Source organism: Streptomyces sp. NPDC024555, from assembly GCF_055559335.1.
In genome coordinates this window covers 275909-296071 of sequence record NZ_JBVHKV010000011.1, presented here as the reverse complement: position 1 = coordinate 296071, position 20163 = coordinate 275909, and the positions used below count along the sequence as shown (strand labels likewise).

Annotated in this window: 19 protein-coding genes; 16 read left to right on the top strand and 3 right to left on the bottom strand. The window is 73.2% G+C overall.

Annotated features, from left to right (window positions below):
• The first annotated feature begins 97 nt into the window (after nt 1-97).
• From ACZ4FH_RS21155 to ACZ4FH_RS21125, 7 genes are all read left to right on the top strand, one after another.
• Nucleotides 98-1171 carry a nitronate monooxygenase gene (locus ACZ4FH_RS21155; RefSeq protein ID WP_467306530.1) on the top strand — a complete coding sequence of 358 codons (1074 nt, stop codon included), beginning with the start codon at nt 98-100 and terminating at the stop codon, nt 1169-1171.
• Complete coding sequence (locus ACZ4FH_RS21150) at nt 1168-1914, top strand: 16S rRNA (uracil(1498)-N(3))-methyltransferase (protein WP_467306528.1); 747 nt, start codon at nt 1168-1170, stop codon at nt 1912-1914. The genes ACZ4FH_RS21155 and ACZ4FH_RS21150 overlap by 4 nt, the downstream gene beginning before the upstream one ends.
• Before the next feature lie 104 nt (nt 1915-2018).
• Entirely contained in the window at nt 2019-2567 is a 549-nt protein-coding gene (locus ACZ4FH_RS21145; RefSeq protein ID WP_467306526.1) for a hypothetical protein, read from the top strand.
• A 79-nt stretch (nt 2568-2646) separates the two neighbouring features.
• Nucleotides 2647-5859, top strand: a complete 3213-nt coding sequence (locus ACZ4FH_RS21140) for a S41 family peptidase (RefSeq protein ID WP_467306524.1) — start codon at nt 2647-2649, stop codon at nt 5857-5859.
• 127 nt (nt 5860-5986) lie between these two features.
• Entirely contained in the window at nt 5987-6346 is a 360-nt protein-coding gene (locus ACZ4FH_RS21135) for a histidine triad nucleotide-binding protein (RefSeq protein ID WP_467306523.1), read from the top strand.
• A 19-nt stretch (nt 6347-6365) separates the two neighbouring features.
• The gene (locus ACZ4FH_RS21130) at nt 6366-7274 is read left to right on the top strand and encodes a ribonuclease Z (protein ID WP_467306521.1); all 909 of its coding nucleotides are present in this window, start codon (nt 6366-6368) and stop codon (nt 7272-7274) included.
• Nucleotides 7275-7308: 34 nt separating this feature from the next.
• Nucleotides 7309-8301: an adenosine deaminase gene (locus tag ACZ4FH_RS21125; protein ID WP_467306519.1), complete on the top strand. Its 993-nt coding sequence runs from the start codon at nt 7309-7311 to the stop codon at nt 8299-8301.
• On the opposite strand, the gene ACZ4FH_RS21120 is transcribed toward ACZ4FH_RS21125, so the two are convergent.
• Nucleotides 8265-9617, bottom strand: coding sequence for an MFS transporter (locus tag ACZ4FH_RS21120; protein ID WP_467306517.1), 1353 nt, complete (start codon nt 9615-9617; stop codon nt 8265-8267). The two genes, ACZ4FH_RS21125 and ACZ4FH_RS21120, sit on opposite strands and share 37 nt — an antisense overlap.
• A gap of 376 nt (nt 9618-9993) precedes the next feature.
• Between ACZ4FH_RS21120 and ACZ4FH_RS21115 the strand changes: the two genes are divergently transcribed.
• The 5 genes from ACZ4FH_RS21115 to ACZ4FH_RS21095 all read left to right on the top strand — a co-directional run bounded on the left by ACZ4FH_RS21115 (nt 9994) and on the right by ACZ4FH_RS21095 (nt 14449).
• On the top strand, nt 9994-11109 hold the full coding sequence (locus ACZ4FH_RS21115) for a PfkB family carbohydrate kinase (protein WP_467306516.1): 1116 nt from the start codon (nt 9994-9996) through the stop codon (nt 11107-11109).
• Between the two features lie 141 nt (nt 11110-11250).
• On the top strand, nt 11251-12300 hold the full coding sequence (locus tag ACZ4FH_RS21110) for a PhoH family protein (RefSeq protein ID WP_467306514.1): 1050 nt from the start codon (nt 11251-11253) through the stop codon (nt 12298-12300).
• Nucleotides 12301-12309: 9 nt separating this feature from the next.
• Entirely contained in the window at nt 12310-12807 is a 498-nt protein-coding gene (gene ybeY, locus ACZ4FH_RS21105) for an rRNA maturation RNase YbeY (protein WP_383633177.1), read from the top strand.
• A complete protein-coding gene (locus ACZ4FH_RS21100; protein WP_467306513.1) occupies nt 12804-14099 on the top strand; it encodes a hemolysin family protein in 1296 nt (431 codons plus the stop codon). Before ybeY ends, ACZ4FH_RS21100 begins: the two co-directional genes overlap by 4 nt.
• Entirely contained in the window at nt 14096-14449 is a 354-nt protein-coding gene (locus ACZ4FH_RS21095) for an MmcQ/YjbR family DNA-binding protein (protein ID WP_467306512.1), read from the top strand. The genes ACZ4FH_RS21100 and ACZ4FH_RS21095 overlap by 4 nt, the downstream gene beginning before the upstream one ends.
• 16 nt (nt 14450-14465) lie before the next feature.
• Here the strand turns inward: ACZ4FH_RS21095 and ACZ4FH_RS21090 are convergent, their stop codons facing one another.
• On the bottom strand, nt 14466-15113 hold the full coding sequence (locus tag ACZ4FH_RS21090) for a dihydrofolate reductase family protein (RefSeq protein WP_467306510.1): 648 nt from the start codon (nt 15111-15113) through the stop codon (nt 14466-14468).
• Nucleotides 15114-15170: 57 nt separating this feature from the next.
• On the opposite strand from ACZ4FH_RS21090, the gene ACZ4FH_RS21085 reads away from it, so the two are divergent.
• Nucleotides 15171-15719, top strand: coding sequence for a winged helix-turn-helix transcriptional regulator (locus tag ACZ4FH_RS21085; protein WP_467306508.1), 549 nt, complete (start codon nt 15171-15173; stop codon nt 15717-15719).
• Between the two features lie 31 nt (nt 15720-15750).
• Here the strand turns inward: ACZ4FH_RS21085 and ACZ4FH_RS21080 are convergent, their stop codons facing one another.
• A complete protein-coding gene (locus ACZ4FH_RS21080) occupies nt 15751-17163 on the bottom strand; it encodes an MFS transporter (RefSeq protein WP_467306507.1) in 1413 nt (470 codons plus the stop codon).
• Nucleotides 17164-17265: 102 nt separating this feature from the next.
• On the opposite strand from ACZ4FH_RS21080, the gene ACZ4FH_RS21075 reads away from it, so the two are divergent.
• From ACZ4FH_RS21075 to ACZ4FH_RS21065, 3 genes are all read left to right on the top strand, one after another.
• The gene (locus tag ACZ4FH_RS21075) at nt 17266-18159 is read left to right on the top strand and encodes a helix-turn-helix transcriptional regulator (RefSeq protein ID WP_467306506.1); all 894 of its coding nucleotides are present in this window, start codon (nt 17266-17268) and stop codon (nt 18157-18159) included.
• Between the two features lie 52 nt (nt 18160-18211).
• Complete coding sequence (locus tag ACZ4FH_RS21070) at nt 18212-18565, top strand: cytidine deaminase (protein ID WP_467306504.1); 354 nt, start codon at nt 18212-18214, stop codon at nt 18563-18565.
• Nucleotides 18566-18747: 182 nt separating this feature from the next.
• The gene (locus ACZ4FH_RS21065; protein WP_467306503.1) at nt 18748-20124 is read left to right on the top strand and encodes a WxL domain-containing protein; all 1377 of its coding nucleotides are present in this window, start codon (nt 18748-18750) and stop codon (nt 20122-20124) included.
• Nucleotides 20125-20163: the final 39 nt, after the last annotated feature.

The window sequence follows — 20163 nt, the reverse complement described above, 5'->3', positions numbered from 1 at the left end:
ACGGGCCCGGTTTCGCCGGGCCCGTACCTCATTTACGGACAAATCACGGACACGGGGTGTGCGTCACGGGACGGGAAGGACATGACACGATTCGGTCATGTCATCCGCACTGACCGATCTCTGCCGGTATCCGATCGTGCAGGCCCCGATGGCGGGCGGTGCCGCCTGTCCGGAACTGGCCGCCGCCGTCTGCGAGGCCGGCGGGCTCGGCTTCCTGGCCGCCGGGTACAAGACGGCGGACGGCATGTACCACGAGATCACCCAGACGCGCGGACTCACCGGCCGGCCCTTCGGCGTCAACCTCTTCATGCCGCAGCCCGTGGTCACCGACCCGGCCGCCGTCGAGGTCTACCGGCAGCAGCTCGCGGGCGAGTCCACCTGGTACGAGACCCCGCTCGGCGACACCGACTCCTGCGGCGACGACGGCTTCGACGCCAAGCTCGCCATCCTGCTGGAGGACCCGGTCCCGGTCGTCTCCTTCACCTTCGGCTGCCCCTCCCGCGACACACTGGACGCCTTCGCCGCGGCCGGTACGTACACCGTCGTCACGGTCACCACGCCCGAGGAGGCCCAGGCCGCCCAGTGGGCCGGGGCCGACGCCGTCTGCGCCCAGGGCGTCGAGGCGGGCGGCCACCAGTCCACGTTCCACGACGACCCGCAGACGGGCGGCGCCGGGACCGGGCTGCTCAGCCTGGTCACCCAGGTCCGCGAGACCGTGCAGATACCGGTCGTCGCCGCCGGCGGGCTGATGCGCGGCGCGCAGATCGCCGCCGTGCTCGCCGCGGGGGCCGACGCCGCACAGCTCGGCACCGCCTTCCTGCCCTGCCCCGAGTCCGGGGCCCATGTGCTGCACAAACAGGCCCTCACCAACCCCCTGTTCACGCGCACCACCCTGACCCGGGCCTTCTCCGGCCGCCCGGCCCGCGGCCTGGTCAACCGCTTCGTGCGCGAGCACGGACCGTACGCCCCCGCCGCCTATCCGCAGGTCCACCATCTGACCGCGCCGCTGCGCAAGGCGGCCGCCCGCACCGGGGACGCCCAGGGCATGGCACTGTGGGCGGGGCAGGGCCACCGGATGGTCCGCGAGATGGCGGCCGGCCGGCTGGTACGCCTGCTCGCCGAGGAACTGGACGCCGCGAGCGCGGCGTTGAGCACGAGGAGCACACCGTGACGGCACCCGTCTTCGTCGTCGACCAGCTGCCGCAGGGCCCCGGATTCGTCCTGGACGGCCCCGAGGGCCGGCACGCCGTGTCGGTGAAGCGCCTGCGCGCGGGGGAGGGCGTCGTCCTCACCGACGGCCGGGGCCGCTGGGCCGAGGGCGTCGTCACCGCGGCCGAGGGCAAGGACCGGCTGACCGTCGGCGGCCTGGAGACCGTCCACGAGGAGCCGCCGGCCGCCGCCCGCATCACCGTCGTCCAGGCCCTGCCCAAGGGCGACCGGGGCGAACTGGCCGTCGAGACGATGACCGAGACCGGTGTCGACGCGATCGTGCCCTGGCAGGCCGCCCGCTGCATCACCCAGTGGAAGGGCGAACGGGGCCTGAAGTCGCTTGCGAAATGGCGCGGTACGGCCCGCGAGGCCGGCAAGCAGTCCCGCCGGGTCCGCTTCCCGGACGTCGCGGACGCGGCGACCACCCGCCAGGTTGCCGCACTTCTGGCCACGGCCGACTTCGCCGCCGTCCTGCACGAGGACCGCGACCACCCCAGCGAACCGCTGGCCACCGTCCCGCTCCCCGCCGAGGGCGAGATCGTGCTGGTCGTGGGCCCGGAGGGCGGCGTATCGCCGGAGGAACTGGCCGTCTTCGCCGAGGCCGGGGCGCGGATCTGCCGGCTCGGCCGGAGCGTGCTGCGCACCTCCACGGCGGGCACCGCGGCCACCGCGTTGCTGCTGGGACGCACGGGCCGCTGGTCATGAGGGGTGGCGCCCGCACCCCTCACGGGTGAATCGGCGTCCACTTCAGGGGTGTTGTGGCCGCAAGCGGACTACCGCTCCGTCAGGAGCGGTGGGAAGCTGCCCGTATGGGGACATCAAGGGCATGGGGTCGCCGAACGACCCGTCGCTTTCCGGCCGCGTTCGCTCTGGCCGCCGCAGCCGTCGCGGGCCTGACCGCCTGCGAACCGGGGAGCGGGCTGAACACCGCGTCCATCGCCGTGACCACCGACAGCACCGCCACGCGCGCCCTGGAGCACGAGGGCGTCCATGTGCAGTGGCTGAGCTGCACCGCCTCCACCGACGGGGGCGACGGCGGGGCGGGTTCGCCGAGCACCTCCGCCGAGCGCATCGCCTCCGTGGACTGCAACGGCCGCACCAAGGAGGGCAAGGACATCAGCGTCAGCGGCCGGGTCGACCGCGAGGTCGAAGGCCGGTGCGTCCGGGGCGACATGACGGCGAAGGCCGCCGGACGCACCGTCTTCCGGGCCAGCCTCCTCGGCAACTGCTCCGCCCCGCCCTCCACCCGCGCACCGGTGGGCCTCATCGGGGGCGGGAGCGGTGACGGCGGGGGCGGCGGAGCCCGGCCGACGGTCACCGTGACCGTCACGGTCACCGAACATCCCCAGGGCAAATGACCGGGCCGTCCCCCGCACGGAGGGCGGACTCCGGCCAACCCCGTTCCGCCCGCCGGACCGGAGACCTAGGCTGATCGTCGTGACACAGCCTTCCTACCTCCGGTATCCCCATGTCCAGGGCGAACTGATCGCCTTCACCGCCGAGGACGATGTCTGGCTCGCGCCGCTGGAGGGCGGTCGCGCCTGGCGGGTCAGCGCCGACAACCGCCCCGTCACCCAGCCGCGCATATCGCCCGACGGCACCCTGGTCGCCTGGACGTCCACCCGGGACGGGGCGCCCGAGGTGCACCTCGCCCCCGTCGACGGCGGGCCCGCGCGGCGGCTGACCCACTGGGGCGACGCCCGGACCACCGTCCGCGGCTGGACGCCCGACGGCGAGGTGCTGGTCACCAGCACCCAGGGCCAGATGTCGCTGCGCCGCACCTGGGCGCGGGCCGTCCCGGTCGACGGCGGACCCGCCCGCACCCTGCCGTATGGACCGGTCGGCTCCCTGGCGTACGGGCCCGGCGGACGCGTCCTGCTGCTCTCGGCCACCATGGGGCGCGAGGCCGCCACCTGGAAGCGCTACCGGGGCGGCACGGCCGGCAAGCTGTGGCTCGCGACGGAGGAGGACCCGGCGGAGTTCGCCCGGGTCCACGCCGGACTCGACGGCAACATCGAATGCCCGATGTGGGTCGGCGGACGCCTCGCGTTCCTCTCCGACCACGAGGGCGTCGGCGCCCTCTACTCCTCCCTCCCCGACGGCACCGACCTGCGCCGCCACACCGGCACCGACGGCTTCTACGCCCGGCACGCCACCACCGACGGCACCCGCGTCGCCTACGCGAGCGCCGGCGAACTGTGGCTCCTGGACGATCTGGAGGGCGCCGAACCGCGCCGCGCCGACATCCGGCTCGGAGGCCAGCGCGCCGACCTCCAGCCGCACCCCGTGCACGCCGGCAGCCATCTGAGCGCCGCCTCCCCGGACCGCACCGGCCGCGGCAGCGCCGTCGGCTCCCGGGGCGCCGTCCACTGGGTCACCCACCGAGAGGGCCCGGCCCGCGCGCTGGCCGCCGAACCCGGCGTACGGGCCAGGCTGCCGCACACCTTCCAGGCCGACGGCGACCAGCACGTCGTCTGGGTCACCGACGCCGAGGGCGACGACGCGCTGGAGTGCGCGCCCGCCACCGGCACCGCCCCGGGCGCCGTCCCCCGCCGCCTCGCCGCGGGCCGGATCGGCCGGGTCCTGGACCTCGCGCCCGCCCCCGACGGCAGCCGGTTCGCCGTCGCCGCCCACGACGGCCGGATCCTGATCGTCGAACGGGAGAGCGGCGAGGTCCACGAGGTGGACCGCAGCGAGCACGGCGACGCCTCCGGGCTGGTTTTCTCGCCCGACTCCGCCTGGCTCGCCTGGTCGCACCCCGGACCCGAGCCGCTCGCCCAGATCAAGCTGGCCCACCTCGCCGACCTCTCGGTCTCCGAGGCCACCCCGCTGCGCTTCCGGGACTTCGCCCCCGCCTTCACCACCGACGGCAAGCACCTGGCGTTCCTCTCCGAGCGGGCCTTCGACCCGATCTACGACTCGCACGTCTTCGACCTCGCGTTCATCGGCGCCTGCCGGCCGCATCTGCTGACGCTCGCCGCGACCACCCCCTCCCCGTTCGGACCGCAGCTCCACGGCCGGCCGACCGAGAAGGAGAAGAGCGGCGACGGCGAGGACAACCCCACCGCGCTCCCCGTCACCCGCATCGACCTCGACGGACTGGCCGACCGGATCGTCCCGCTGCCCGTCGAGGCCGCCAGCTACTCCTCGCTGAAGGCGGCCAGGGACGGACTGCTGTGGCTGCGCCACCCCGTCGTCGGCGTCCTCGGCACCAGCGCCGCCGGCCCCGACGCCCACCAGCCCGAGACCGTCCTGGAGCGCTACGACCTGGAGAAGCTGCGCTGCGAGGAACTGGCCTCCGACATCCGCCGGTTCGCGGTCAGCGGCGACGGCAAGCGGCTGGTGCTGCACAGCCGGGGCCGGCTCCGCGTCGTGCCGTCCGACAGCCGGGTCTCCGGCGACGACGACCACGACAGCGACGGCAACGTCGTCGTCGACCTCTCCCGGATCCGCCGGATGCTCGACCCGGCCGCCGAATGGCGCCAGATGTACGACGAGACCGGCCGCGTGATGCGGGACAACTACTGGCGGCCCGACATGGGCGGCGTCGACTGGGACGGCGTCCTGGACCGCTACCGCCCCGTCCTGGACCGGGTCGCCACCCACGACGACCTGGTCGACCTGCTCTGGGAGGTCCAGGGCGAACTCGGCACCTCGCACGCCTACGTCAACCCGTCCGGCGGCTGGCGCGACGACGCCGCCCGTCAGGGGCTGCTCGGCGCCGACCTCTCCCGCGCGGACGACGGGAGCTGGCGGATCGACCGCATCCTGCCCTCCGAGACCTCCGACCCGGAGGCCCGCTCCCCGCTGGCCGCGCCCGGCGTCGCGGTGCGGCCCGGCGACGCGATCACGGCCGTCGACGGCCAGGCCGTCGACCCGCTGACCGGCCCCGCCCCGCTGCTCGCCGGCTCGGCGGGCAAGCCCGTCGAGCTGACCGTCTCCCCGGTCGACGGCGGGGACCCCCGCCACGTCGTCGTCGTCCCGGTCGCCGACGAGGAGGCCCTGCGCTACCACGCCTGGGTCGCCGACCGCCGCCGCCACGTCCACGAGCGGTCCGGCGGACGCCTCGGCTACCTCCACGTCCCCGACATGGTCGGCTCCGGCTGGGCCCAGATCCACCGCGACCTGCGCACCGAGGTGGCCCGCGAGGGCCTGGTCGTGGACGTGCGGGAGAACCGCGGCGGCCACACCTCGCAACTGGTCGTCGAGAAGCTGGCCCGCCGCATCGTCGGCTGGGACCTGCCCCGCGGCATGCGCGCCACCAGCTACCCGGGCGACGCCCCGCGCGGCCCGGTGGTGGCCGTGGCCAACGAGTTCTCCGGCTCGGACGGCGACATCGTGAACGCGGCGATCAAGGCGCTGGGCATCGGCCCCGTCGTCGGGGTGCGCACCTGGGGCGGTGTGGTGGGCATCGACAGTCGCTACCGGCTCGTCGACGGCACGCTGGTCACCCAGCCCAAGTACGCCTTCTGGCTGGACGGATACGGCTGGGGCGTGGAGAACCACGGCGTCGATCCCGACGTCGAGGTCGTCATGACGCCGCAGGACCACGCGGCCGGCCGCGATCCGCAGCTGGAGGAGGCGATCCGGATCGCCCTGGAGTCGCTGGCGCACACCCCGGCGAAGACGGCGCCCGCCCTGCCGGAGTGAGCCGGGCGGGCCGGTGCGGGTGCGCGGGCGGAGCGGTTACGCGGCCGTCGGCGCCCCGCACCGGCGGCCCGCACCCGCCCGATAGGCTGCCCCGTAACGGATCACCGCGACCCCAAGGAGCGTCCCCATGGCGGGAGAGCCGCAGCCCGACTGCCTGTTCTGCAAGATCGTCTCGGGGGAGATCCCGGCCACCATCGTCCGGGAGACCGACACCACGGTCGCCTTCCGCGACATCAACCCCCAGGCCCCCACCCACGTCCTCGTCATCCCGCGTCTGCACCACCCCGACGCCGCCTCCCTCGCCGCCGCCGAGCCCCAGGTCCTCGCCGACATCCTGCGCGAGGCGGGGAACGTGGCCGCCGACGAGAAGATCGACGGGACCGGCTACCGGGTCGTGTTCAACACCGGCGCCGGCGCCGGACAGACCGTCTTCCACGCCCACGCCCACGTCCTGGGAGGCCGCGGCCTCCAGTGGCCCCCCGGTTAGAGAGGAACGGCGACCGCCCGTGTCCGCCCGTGAGCTCGTCGTCCTCGGCACCGCCAGCCAGGTCCCGACCCGGCACCGCAACCACAACGGCTATCTGCTGCGCTGGGACGGCGAGGGCATCCTCTTCGACCCCGGCGAGGGCACCCAGCGCCAGATGCTGCGGGCGGGCGTCGCCGCGCACGACATCGACCGGATCTGCGTCACGCACTTCCACGGCGACCACGCGCTGGGCCTGGCCGGGGTGATCCAGCGGATCAACCTCGACCAGGTCCCGCACCCCGTCACCGCCCACTACCCGGCGAGCGGACAGCACTTCTTCGACCGGCTGCGGTACGCCACCGCCTACCGCGAGTCCGTCGAGCTGACCGAGGCCCCGGTGGACACCGACGGACCGCTGGCCACCACCGCCGCGTACACCCTGGAGACCCACCGGCTCTCCCACCCCGTCGAGTCCTACGGCTACCGGGTCGTCGAGCCCGACGGACGGCGCATGCTGCCCGCGAAACTCGCCGAGCACGGCATCACCGGACCCGACGTCGGACGGATCCAGCGCGAGGGCTCGCTCGGCGCGGTCGGTCTCGACGACGTCTCCGAGCCCAGGCGCGGACAGCGGTTCGCGTTCATCATGGACACCAGGCTCTGCGACGGCGTCCACGCCCTCGCCGAGGGCTGCGACCTGCTGGCCATCGAATCGACCTTCCTCGACGAGGACGAGCGGCTGGCCACCGACCACGGCCATCTGACCGCCGGGCAGGCCGCCCGGGTCGCGAAGGAGGCGGGCGTACGGCATCTCGTGCTCACCCACTTCTCGCAGCGCTACCCGGACCCGGAGGCCTTCGAGACCCAGGCCCGCGCCGCCGGCTTCGAGGGCGCGCTGACCGTCGCCGAGGACCTGATCCGCGTCCCCGTACCCTCCCGGCACCCCTGACAGACCCGCACCACCTGCGTAAGCGAGAAACCCCGTGCACCTCCCCAAGGCAGAACTCCACCTCCACATCGAGGGAACCCTCGAACCCGAACTGGCCTTCGCGCTCGCCGCCCGCAACGGCGTCACCCTGCCCTACGCCGACACGGGGGAACTGCGCACCGCCTACCTCTTCGAGGACCTCCAGAGCTTCCTCAACCTGTACTACGCGCTGATGGCCGTCCTGCGGACCGAGGACGACTTCACCGAACTCGCCGACGCCTATCTCGCCCGCGCCGCCGCGCAGGGCGTGCGCCACGCGGAGATCTTCTTCGACCCGCAGGCGCACACCGCCCGGGGCGTCCCGGTCTCCACCGTCGTCGAGGGACTCGGCCGGGCCCTGGAGCGCAGCGAGGAGAAGCACGGCATCTCCACCCAGCTGATCATGTGCTTCCTGCGCGACCAGTCCGCCGACTCCGCCCTGGAGACCCTGGAGGCCGCCCGGCCGCATCTGCACCGGATCAGCGGCGTCGGCCTGGACTCCGCCGAGGTCGGCCACCCGCCCGCGAAGTTCCGGAAGGTGTACGAGGCCGCCGGCGCGCTCGGGCTGCGCAAGGTCGCCCACGCCGGCGAGGAGGGGCCGCCCGCCTACATCCGCGAGGCGCTCGACGTCCTCGGCGTGGAGCGCATCGACCACGGGCTGCGCTGCATGGAGGACCCGGAGCTGGTGGAGCGGCTGGTCGCCGAGCGGGTGCCGCTCACCCTCTGCCCGCTCTCCAACGTCCGGCTGCGGGCGGTCGACACCCTGGAGGACCACCCGCTGCCGGCCATGCTGGACGCCGGGCTGCTCTGCACGGTCAACTCCGACGACCCCGCCTACTTCGGGGGCTACGCCGGGGACAACTTCCGGGCCGTCCACGAGGCGCTCGGCCTGGACCACGAGCAGTTGCGCACCCTGGCGCGCAACTCCTTCGAGGCGGCCTTCCTCGACCACGACGAGGAGCGCAGGGCGCGCTATCTGTCGGAGGTCGAGGCGTACGCGTTCGACTGACCGCTCCCGGCCGGCCCGGCCGCCCGGAAGGCGCTGCGGACCGGGCGCCTGCGGCGTACCGGCAGGCTGATCTCCGCGACGGGCTGCTCCGGCGCGCCCAGCTTCGGGACCGCGCCCGGCACCGCGCCGGTGGTGACCGCCAGCAGGGCCGCCGGGGCACCGCCCCTGCGGCGCACCGAACCCGGCACCAGCGGACGCCCGCCGGTGTGCAGCGCCACCGCCGTCACCGGCACCGCGACCAGCAGGGTCACCGTGCCCAGGATCAGCCCCATCACGGGGAACCCGGCCTCCTCGGACAGCACGCTGCCGAGCACCGGGCCGCAGGCCACGCCGACCGAGGAGGCGGAGCCCGCGAGCACCGCCCAGCGGCCGCGCACGTCCAGCGAGGCGGCCAGACCGATCAGGTACGAGAGGACCACCGGGTAGACGGTGTTCCAGAGGATCTCGCCGGTCGCGAACGAGCCGAGGCTGCCCGCCGAGGAGCTGAGCACGATGCTCGCCGCGATGACGACGGTGCCCAGGCCGATCGGGACGGCCCGGCCGAGCCGGGCCCCGAGCACCCCGGCCCCCATCACACCGAGCAGACCGGCGCCGAGCGCGGCGGCGAACACCGCGCCGATGGTGACCTCGGAGAGGCCGACCTGGTCCACGCCGATGCGGCTGCTGACGCCCCACAGCGCGTTCTGCGCCATCGACCAGACGAGCATGCCGCCCGCCAGCACCAGACCGGAGCGGCGGTGCGGCAGCCGCCCCGAGGCGGGGACGGCCGGTCCGGCCGGGGCGAAGTCGCCGAGCCGTGAGGTGGCCGGCCACACCAGGAGCGCCACCAGGGCGATCGAGGCGAACGGCAGCCGGTGGCCGCCGCCGAGGTGGGGGACGGTCAGGTAGAGGGCGCCCGCGGTCGCCGAGACGCTGAGCAGCCCCAGCGAGGAGGCGCGGTGCGGGTCGCTCTGCGCGGCGATGCCCGAGGCGGCCACCGCGGTCGCCGTACCGGAGCCGAGGCCGCCGATCACCACGCCCAGGACGACCAGCGGCACCGAGTGCGCGAGCGCCGCGCAGCCGTAGCCGACGGCGGCCAGCACCAGTCCGAGCCGGGCCGGCCGGCGCGGGCCGAGGGTCTCCACGCGCCCGGCCAGACAGAAGCCCGCCGTGGCCGAACTCAGCAGCAGCGCGCTGCCGACCAGACCGGCCTGCGCGGTGCTGAGGCCCAGATGGACGGAGAGCCGTCCCACGATGGTGGGGAGGAGGTAGGCGGCGAGGTAACCGGCGGTGAACACGGCGACCAGGGGCCACGCGGCGCGAGGGCGCGAGGACATGGGCGTTCCTGAAGACATGCCAGAGGAGGCGGAAAGGCGGAGCGGGAGGGGTGATGCGGGAAAACCAGGCACAACGGGGCGATGCGAAGCAGAGCGGCGTGATGCTGGGTCATGCGGGATTCGGCCACACATGTCGGGAGATCCCCGACGGTGGTCGCGGGCCAATTTGTATCAAGCGCCCCCGGTTCCCCGAAAGGCGACATGCCGTGATCTGGGTCACATATGCGTTTGGCATGGTCCGGCCTGGGTAGTGGCGCATGTTTATGCAGGTCAGGGTCTGGTTGTACGGAGCCGCCGCCGGGCACGGCGCGGACCCCGCACCCACGGACGGGAATCGGGCACACTGGCCGGAACCGCCACGACCGGGGAGTGCAGGGTGAGCGCAGAGAATCCGGGGATCGACCCGCTGGACGGCCTGCGCGCACCGCAGGACCCGCAGTGCGACGTCTTCCTGACCGGCACGGTCTTCCTCGACATCATCTTCACCGGCCTGGACAGCGCTCCGGTCCGCGGCACCGAGTCCTGGGCGCGCGGCATGGGCTCCAGCCCCGGCGGCGTCGCCAACATGGCCACCGCGCTCGCCCGCCTCGGCCTGCGCACCTCGCTCGCCGCCGCCTTCGGCGACGACCACTACGGCGAGTACTGCTGGGACGCCCTCGAACAGGGCGAGGGCATCGACCTGTCCATGTCCCGCACCGTCCGCGGCTGGCACTCCCCGGTCACCGTCTCCATGGCCTACGAGGGCGAACGCACCATGGTCTCCCACGGCCACGAGGCACCGCCGCCCTCACCCGGGGCCGCCGAGCCCGGCACCGCCCCCGCCCCCTTCCCGCAGTGCCCGCCCCGCGCCCGCGCCGCCATCGCCTCGCTCGCCCCCGGCCGCTCCGAACCCTGGGTCGCCGCCGCGGCCCGCCGGGGCGCCGCCGTCTTCGCCGACGTCGGCTGGGACGACACCGGCCGCTGGGACCTGGACGCGCTGCCCGACCTGGAGCACTGCCAGGCCTTCCTCCCCAACGCCGAGGAGGCCATGCGCTACACCCGTACCGCCTGCCCCCGCGCCGCCGCCCACGCCCTGGCCGAACGCGTCCCCCTCGCCGTCGTCACCCTCGGTGCCGAGGGGGCCTACGCCGTCGACGCCTCCACCGGCACCAGCGCCGAGGTCCCCGCCATCGCCGTGGAAGCCCTCGACCCGACCGGCGCCGGGGACGTCTTCGTCGCCGGCTTCGTCACCGGCACCCTCGCCAACTGGCCCCTCGCCGACCGCCTCGCCTTCGCCGGGCTCACCGCCGCGCTCTCCGTCCAGGAGTTCGGCGGCTCGCTCTCCGCCCCCGGCTGGCAGGAGGTCGCCGCCTGGTGGGAACGCATCCGCACCCTCAGCGGCCAGGACCCCGCCGCCCTCCACCGCTACGCCTTCCTCCAGGACCTGCTGCCCGCCGCCGCCCGCCCCTGGCCGCTGCGCCGGGCCGTGCCCACCATCGGCTTCCGTCCCTGACCGGACGGGGTCTTCCGCGGGATTTCCGCCGGTGAAAACCTCTCGGCGTTGTCGGTGGGGAGTCGTAGGCTTGGTACTCCGGAGGTTTTCGAGCAGCGAGAGCCCTGAACGGGAGGTATGCGCAGGCCCGAGGGCCGGCCCATGACTCAGACACCCACACAGCCACAGGCGCGTGCCCACATCAGCGTCCCGGCCGCACACCCGATGGTGATGCTCCTGGGATCGGGCGACTCGCTGCTGCGCGTGATCGAAGCGGCGTTCCCGGCGGCCGACATCCATGTCCGGGGCAATGAGATAAGCGCGACGGGCGACCCGGCGGACATCGCCCTGATCCAGCGCCTGTTCGACGAGATGGTGCTGGTGCTCCGCACCGGTCAGCCGATGACGGAGGACGCCGTGGAACGTTCGATCGCGATGCTCAGGGCCTCGGACAGCGGCCAGGCCGACGGCACCGAGACCCCGGCCGAGGTGCTGACGCAGAACATCCTCTCCAGCCGCGGCCGCACCATCAGGCCCAAGACCCTGAACCAGAAGCGGTACGTCGACGCGATCGACAAGCACACGATCGTCTTCGGCATCGGCCCCGCCGGCACCGGCAAGACCTACCTGGCCATGGCCAAGGCCGTCCAGGCCCTCCAGTCCAAGCAGGTCAGCCGCATCATCCTGACCCGCCCGGCCGTCGAGGCCGGCGAGCGCCTGGGCTTCCTCCCCGGCACCCTCTTCGACAAGATCGACCCCTATCTGCGCCCGCTCTACGACGCCCTGCACGACATGCTGGACCCCGACTCGATCCCGCGCCTGATGGCCGCGGGCACGATCGAGGTGGCGCCGCTGGCGTACATGAGGGGCCGGACGCTCAACGACGCCTTCATCATTCTCGACGAGGCGCAGAACACCAGCGCCGAGCAGATGAAGATGTTCCTGACCCGGCTCGGCTTCGACTCGAAGATCGTCGTCACGGGCGACATCACCCAGGTCGACCTGCCGGGCGGCACGAAGAGCGGTCTGCGGGAGGTGCAGGCGATCCTGGAGGGGATCGACGACGTGCACTTCTCCCGGCTCACGTCCCAGGATGTCGTCCGGCACAAGCTCGTCGGCCGTATCGTCGACGCGTACGAGAAGTACGACAGCCAGGGCGAGCAGGACGGCAGGGCCGGCAAGGGCCGTGGCCGCCACAACGGGAAGCAGTAGCAGCGCACCATGTCGATCGACGTCAACAACGAGTCCGGAACCGAGGTCGACGAGCAGGCGATCCTCGACATCGCCCGCTACGCGCTCGCCAGGATGCGGATCCACCCGCTCTCCGAGCTCTCGGTGATCGTGGTGGACGGCGAGGCGATGGAGCAGCTCCACATCCAGTGGATGGACCTGCCGGGCCCGACGGATGTCATGTCCTTCCCGATGGACGAGCTGCGTCCGCCGGCCAAGGACGACGAGGAGCCCCCGCAGGGGCTCCTCGGTGACATCGTGCTCTGCCCCGAGGTGGCCAGGAAGCAGGGCGAGGACGCCGAGACGCGGCACTCCATGGACGAGGAGCTCCAGCTCCTCACGGTCCACGGGGTGCTGCACCTGCTCGGTTACGACCACGAGGAGCCGGACGAGAAGGCCGAGATGTTCGGTCTCCAGGCGGCCATCGTGGACGGCTGGCGCGGTGAGCGCGGACTGACCGGTCCGTCCCCGGCCCCCACCGTCTCGTGAGCCTGGCACTCGTCTCCGGGGTTGTCCTGCTGCTCGTCGTCGGCTGGCTCGCGGCCTGCGCCGAGGCGGGCATCGCCCGTACGTCCAGCTTCCGGGCCGCCGAGGCGGTCCGTTCGGGACGGCGCGGCAGCGACAAGCTGGAACAGGTCGCGGCCGATCCGACGCGCTATCTGAACGTCGCGCTGCTGGTGCGGGTGGCCTGCGAGATGGCGGCCGGGGTGCTGGTCACCTACGCCTGTCTGAAGGAGTTCCCGGAGACCTGGGAGGCACTGGCCGTCGCCATCGGGGTGATGGTCCTCGTCTCGTACGTCGCGATCGGGGTCTCGCCGCGCACCATCGGCCGTCAGCACCCGCTGAACACGGCCACGGCGGCGGCGTACGTGCTGCTGCCGCTGGCCAGGGTCATGGGGCCGGTGCCGCAGCTGCTGATCCTCATCGGCAACGCGCTGACGCCCGGCAAGGGGTTCCGCAAGGGCCCGTTCGCCAGCGAGGCGGAGCTGCGTGCGATGGTGGACCTGGCCGAGCAGGAGTCGCTGATCGAGGACGAGGAGCGCCGCATGGTGCACTCGGTCTTCGAGCTGGGCGACACCCTCGTGCGCGAGGTGATGGTGCCGCGCACCGACCTCGTCTGCATCGAGCGCTACAAGACGATCCGGCAGGCGCTGACCCTGGCGCTGCGCTCCGGGTTCTCGCGGATCCCGGTCACGGGCGAGAACGAGGACGACATCGTCGGGATCGTCTATCTGAAGGACCTGGTCCGCAAGACGCACATCAACCGGGAGTCCGAGGCCGATCTGGTCTCCACGGCGATGCGCCCGGCCGCGTTCGTGCCCGACACGAAGAACGCGGGCGATCTGCTGCGCGAGATGCAGCAGGAGCGCAGCCATGTGGCCGTCGTGATCGACGAGTACGGCGGCACGGCCGGCATCGTCACCATCGAGGACATCCTGGAGGAGATCGTCGGGGAGATCACCGACGAGTACGACCGCGAGCTGCCGCCGGTCCAGGAGCTGGCCGACGGCTGCTTCCGGGTGACCGCGCGGCTGGACATCGGTGATCTGGGCGAGCTGTTCGGGCTCGACGAGTACGACGACGAGGACGTGGAGACCGTCGGCGGACTGCTCGCCAAGGCGCTGGGCCGGGTGCCGATCGCCGGGGCGAGCGCCGAGGTGGAGCTGCCGGACGGGCGCCGGCTGCGGCTGACGGCGGAGTCCCCGGCCGGCCGGCGGAACAAGATCGTCACGGTGCTGGTGGAGCCGCTGGCTCCGGACGAGGAGGAGACGGCCCCATGACTCCGCAGCAGTTGCGGGCGTTCTGCCTGGAGTTCAACGCCGCTGTCGAGGAGTTCCCGTTCGGGCCCGAGACGTCGGTCTTCAAGGTGCTCGGCAAGATGTTCGCGCTGAGCGCGCTGGACGCCACCCCGCTGACGGTGAACCTCAAGTGCGACCCCGACGAGGCGGTGCGGCTCCGGGAGGAGTACGAGGCCGTGGCGCCGGGGTGGCACATGAACAAGCGGCACTGGAACACCGTCACGGTGTCCGGTCTGCCGGAGGCGAAGCTGCGCGAGCTGATCGAGGACAGCTACGACCTGGTGGTGGCCGGGCTGCCCCGGGCGGAGCGGCTGCGGCTCGACCGGGCGTAGGGCGCGCCCGCCCGGCTCACTTCCGCCAGAACAGGTGGTGCACGATGCCGCTGTTCGGACTGGGCACCCGCTCCAGGTGGAAGCGGTCGGTCAGCTCGTCGGGGCTCTCCCAGAACCGTTCGCCGGCCTTGATCTCGACCGGGGCGACGGCGATGTGGAGCGTGTCGACGAGATCGGCCTCCAGGAACTCCCGGACGGTGGCGACCCCGCCGCCGATGCGGACGTCCTTGCCCTCCGCGGCCTCGAAGGCGCGGTCGAGCGCTTCCCCGGGGGAGGCGTCGAGGAAGTGGAACGTGGTCTCGCCCTTGACGAGGGTGGGCCGCTCGTGGTGGGTGAGGACGAACACCGGGGTGTGGAAGGGCGGTTCCTCGCCCCACCAGCCCTCCCAGTCGTAGTTCTTCCACGGTCCGCGCTCCGGGCCGAACTTGTTGCGCCCCATGATCTCGGCGCCGATGTTGTTGGTGAAGTCGCGGGTGAAGTAGTCGTCCAGGCCGAGGCTGCCGCCGGGGTCGGTCCGGTTGGGCCAGTGGGCGGTGGCCCCGGCCCAGGACATGAGTGTGCTGGGGTCGGCGCTGCCGAACGGGCGGTCGAGTGTCTGCCCCTCGCCGGCGCCGAAGCCGTCCTGGGAGAGGGCGAAGTTCTGGACGCGGACCAGCTGTTTCATCGGATCCCCTTCCGGTTGCGATCTGCAACCGGTTGTCAAACTATCTAGACTGATCCCATGGTGCAACCAGTTCCCGCCGAGAAGCTGCCCGTGTCGCGGGGCCGGTCCGGCTGCCCGATCAACATGACGGTCGAGCTCCTCGGGGACCGCTGGAGCCTGATCGTGCTGCGCGACATCATGTTCGGCGGCCTCACCCACTTCCGGGAGCTGCTCAACGCCTCCGTGGAGGGCATCGCCTCCAACATCCTGGCCGGCCGGCTGGCGAAACTCGTCGAGGCGGGGCTGCTCACCCGCCACGACGACCCGAGCCACCGCCAGAAGGTCGCCTACCGCCTCACCGAGGCGGCCGTACAGCTCGTCCCGGTCCTCGCCCAGCTGGGTGCCTGGGGTGCCCGCTGGCTGGACACGAGCGCCGAACTGACGGTGCGGGCCGAACTGCTGGCCGCCGGCGGGCCCCCGATGTGGGACCGCTTCATGGACGAACTGCGCGCCACCCATCTGTCCGGGGCCCCGGCCCCCGAGGACGGCGTCCTGGCCGAACTGACCGCCGCCTACCAGCGCGTGCTCGCCGAAGAGCGGCAGCGGGAGGACGCGGCGGCCGGCTGACCCGCCCGGCGCGGCCCCGCACGGCGGCCGCTCAGGCCCGGCGCAGCCCCGCCGCGACCACCCCCGCGCCGAGGACCAGCAGCGCGGCGGCCACCACGATCACGGTCCGCACGCCGTCCAGCAGGGAGTCCTGAGCCGTCGCCACCGCGCCGAGCAGCGGGATGCCCACCGTGAGCCCCACCTGCTGCGTCGTCGTGACCAGGCCCGTCGCCAGACCCTGCTCCGTGTCGGGCACGCCCGAGGTGACGGTCAGCCCGTACGCGATGATCGCCCCCAGATGGAACATGCTGGCGAGCGAGACCGCGACGGTGGCCTGCCAGACGCCGGAGTCCGCGCCGATGCTCAGCAGGGCCGCGAGGAACAGGCCCTGGCCGAGCAGGGAGAGGGCCAGCGTGCGCCGGGCCCCGACGCGGCCGATGACCTTCGGGGCGTACACCCCGGCCACCACCGAGGCGAGCCCCTGCACCCCGAAGACCAGCCCGGTCCCGAAGGCCGACAGGTCCAGGACCTCCTGGAGGTACAGGGTCAGCACGAAGACGATCGTGCTCATCGTCGCGAAGGTGAGCAGCCCGCCCAGATTGCCGAACGCCACCGTGCGCCGGCGGAGCATCGGCAGCGAGACCAGCGGGGCGGCGGCCCGCGACTCGACGACGGCGAACGCGACGAGCAGTACCACCCCCGCGGCCAGGGCGGCCCCCACGTCCGTCCGCCCGAAGCCGTGCTCGGCCGCCGTGGACAGGGCGTAGATCACGGCCAGGAGGCCCCCGGTGACGGTCACGGCACCCGGGACGTCCAGCCGCGGCCGGTCGGGCGTACGGGACTCCGGCAGCAGCCCCGGCGCCGCCGCGAGGACGGCCACGGCGGCCACGGTCAGCAGCCCCATCGTGGAGCGCCAGCCGAGGGTGTCCGTCAGCGTGCCTCCGGCGACCATGCCGACGGTGAAGCCGAGGGAGAGCAGGGTGCCGCTGATGCCGAGGGCCCGGTCGCGCAGCGGACCCTCCGGGAAGGTGGTGGTCAGCAGGGACATGCCGGTCGGCACGATGGCCGCGGCACCGAGGCCCTGGAAGGCCCGCCCGGCCAGGAAGGCGCCCGGACTCCAGGCGAGCGTGGCCAGCAGCGAGGCCGCGCCGAAGACGGCGAGCCCGGTGAGGAACAGCCGGCGGCGGCCGTAGAGGTCGGCGATCCGGCCGAACAGGAGCAGGAAGCCGCCGGACGGCAGCGCGAAGGCGGTGATCGCCCACTGGAGTCCCGACCGGCTCAGACCGAGGTCATCACCGAGCACGGGCAGCGCCACGTTCAGGACGGAGAAGTCGAGCGACACCATGAATTGGGCGGCGCACAGGACGAGCAGGACCAGCCGGGCCCGGCCGGAGAGCCGTGCCGGGGCGGGCGGCGGGGGGACGGGGGCCGTGGAGGGGGCCGGGACGGGGGAGTCGATTGCCATGGCGACGAGCCTGCGGCGCACGGAATATCCGTGGGGAGCGGGAACTTATCCTGTTGGCCGCACCACCAGGCACGGCCGGACACGGACACCAGGGGGAGTGACGTGGGCACACCGGCCGGGGTCGCGGAGGACACCGGAAAGGCGCATCGGCTGGCGGAGCTGCGCGCGTTCCTGATGAGCAGACGGGCCAGGGTCAGCCCGGCCGAGGCCGGTCTTCCCGACGGCGGGGCCCGCCGCCGCACCCCGGGACTGCGCCGCGAGGAGGTCGCCGTCCTCGCGGGCGTCGGCGTCTCCTGGTACCAGTGGCTGGAGCAGGGCAGGGACATCACCGTCTCGCCCCAGGTGCTGGACTCCGTGGCCCGGGTGCTGCGCCTCAGCAGCGCCGAACGGCGCCACCTCTACGTCCTGGCGGGGCTCAACCCGCCCGCCCCGGAGGTCGATCCGGCCCACGCGGACATGTGCGACGGACTGCGGCGGCTGCTCGACGGCTGGATGCCGTACCCGGCACACATCATGGACGCGTACTGGAACGTCGTCCTCTGCAACGAAGCGGCCTCGGTCGTCATGGGCCTGGACCCCGACCGTCAGCAGAACTGCGTCATCTCCTTCTTCACCGATCCGGTCCACCGGGCCCGGTACAAGGGCTGGGAGGAGATCGCCGCCCGGGTCGTCGCCCAGTTCCGGGCGGCGTGCTCGGACCGCCCCGACGACGAGGGCTTCCGGGCCGTCGTGGACGAGGCGAAGGAGCGCAGCCCCGAATTCGCCGCGCTGTGGGAGCGGCGCGACATCGCGCCCGGCGGGCAGCTGCGCAAGGAGCTGGCGCATCCGGTGGCGGGACCGCTGGTCATGGAGGTCACCCAGCTGCGCATTCCGGCCCGCCCGGACCTGGTGGTCGTGCTGCACCACCCGTGGCCGGACACCGGCACGGAGGAGAAGCTGCGGTGGCTGGTCTCGGCGGAGGGCCGGCGCGGCTCGATGCGGCGGGTCGGCGCATGACGCCGCGCCGCCCGCGTGACGTGTCCGGCACCGCGCTTCGTATGCTCGGCACATGACTGAGAGCACCGACCTCGGCGCCGAGGACCGCAAGATCGTCACGCTGGCGCGCAGCGCCCGCGCCCGCAACGGCGTGCCCGAGGGCGCGGCCGTGCGCGACGAGACCGGACGTACGTATGTGGCGGGCACCGTGGAACTGGAGTCGCTGAGGCTCAGCGCGCTGCGCACCGCCGTCGCGATGGCCGTGGCCAGCGGGGCCACGTCCCTGGAGGCGGCCGCGGTCGTCTCCGGTGCCGAGACTCCCTCGGAGGAGGACCGGGCCGCGGTGCGGGACCTGGGCGGGGCGGACACACCGGTGTTCCTCGCGGGGCCCGACGGCGCGGTGCGACTCGTCGTGCAAGCGGGCTGACACCCCCGCGGAACCGGGCCCCGCGGTCGTGCGCGGGGCGCGGAACGCGGTGATCTTGACAGTGTCTGATGGCCCATCAGTCGACGCGTTTCGCTTGCATTGACTTCTTTTCGGCCGGAGTCATCAATGGCCCCCTGCCGGCGCGGAAGAGCCGCCGCGCCGGATTCCGCAGGAGGGGGCTTATGCGTCCAGCCATCCGAAGATCAGCGAGCCGAAGATCCTTCCGCCGTTCCGGGCGCGGCCGCCGCTGGGCCGCCGCGCTGGGCGTCGGCGCACTCGTCGTCACCGGGGGAGGGCTGCTCGCCGGGCCCGCGCAGGCCGCGGCGACCGCGTCGGTCGCGGTGGACTTCCCGACCCACTGCATCCCGCCCGCCATCGCGGGCATCCCGCCGATCGACGGGACGACCTCCGCCGAGATCACCGTCGACAACGCCGCCCCGAAGGTCGGCGAGACCGTCACGGTGACCTACACCGTCGTCACGGCGGCGGCGAGCAATCCCGTCGAACTGGCGCTGCCCGCCGACATCATGACGCCCACCGGCACGGTCGCCCTCGGCGGCGCGCAGAGCGGCTCCGTCACGGTGGCGGGCCCGAAGAAGAACGACCCGGTGCCCCCCAAGGGCGCCTTCCCGTCGTTCTCCATGACCGGCACCTTCACGGTCACCGCGCCCGGGGAGATCACCCTCTCGCCCGGCGACTACAACATCCACACCAGCTACATCATGGAGCTGGACACGCCCTGCACCGTCACCGATCCGCCCGCTCCGGTCTCCCAGCGGATCATCGCCACCCAGGACGGCGGCGGGGAGGTCAACAAGCGGACGATCTCGCTGGGCACGGCCTCGGGCAAGCCCGGTGACCGGGTGACCGTCACCGGAGCCGAGTTCACCCCGGGCGCCGATGTCACCGTGGCCGGCTGGAACGGCTCCGGCCCGACCGCGGACCGGATCACCGCCGAGGCGGCCGACGACGGCACCTTCACCTTCCGGCCCGCCATCAGCGATCCGGCCACCGTCGGCATCGTCGCCTTCGAGGGCGCGAGCTGGGACCCGGCCAAGGGGGCGGGCCCGCAGGCCTACACCCTCACCGGGGGCGGGGAGATCCCGGACAACAGCCAGCGGCTCACCTCGTCGGTGCGCGCGGGCACCCTCACCATGAGCCAGGCCGGGGACGCCGTCGCCCTCTCGGCGGTCGACTTCGGACAGGGCGGCGCCTCCGGCGGCGCCCTGAACACGGTGACGGTGAAGGACTTCCGCGGCGGCCCCGCCGGCTGGTCCCTGACCGGCAAGGTCACCGACTTCACCGGTCCGGGCGGAGCCGTGATCGGCGCGTCCGCGCTCGGCTGGAAGCCGGCCTGCGCCACCAGGTCCGGCAGCCCGAGCACCTGCGCGGCCGGATCCGAGGGCAGCGTCGGCAGCGCCGGGGCCACCCTGGCCTCCACGCCCGACGGCGCCTTCACCGGCGGGGAGTTCACCGTCGACGCCGGGCTGACGCTCGACGTACCGGCGTTCACCGCTCCGGGCGCGTACGCCGGAGTGCTCACGCTCACCCTGACGTGAGCCGCACCTGATCGACCGGTGGGCCGGCCGCGCACCCGG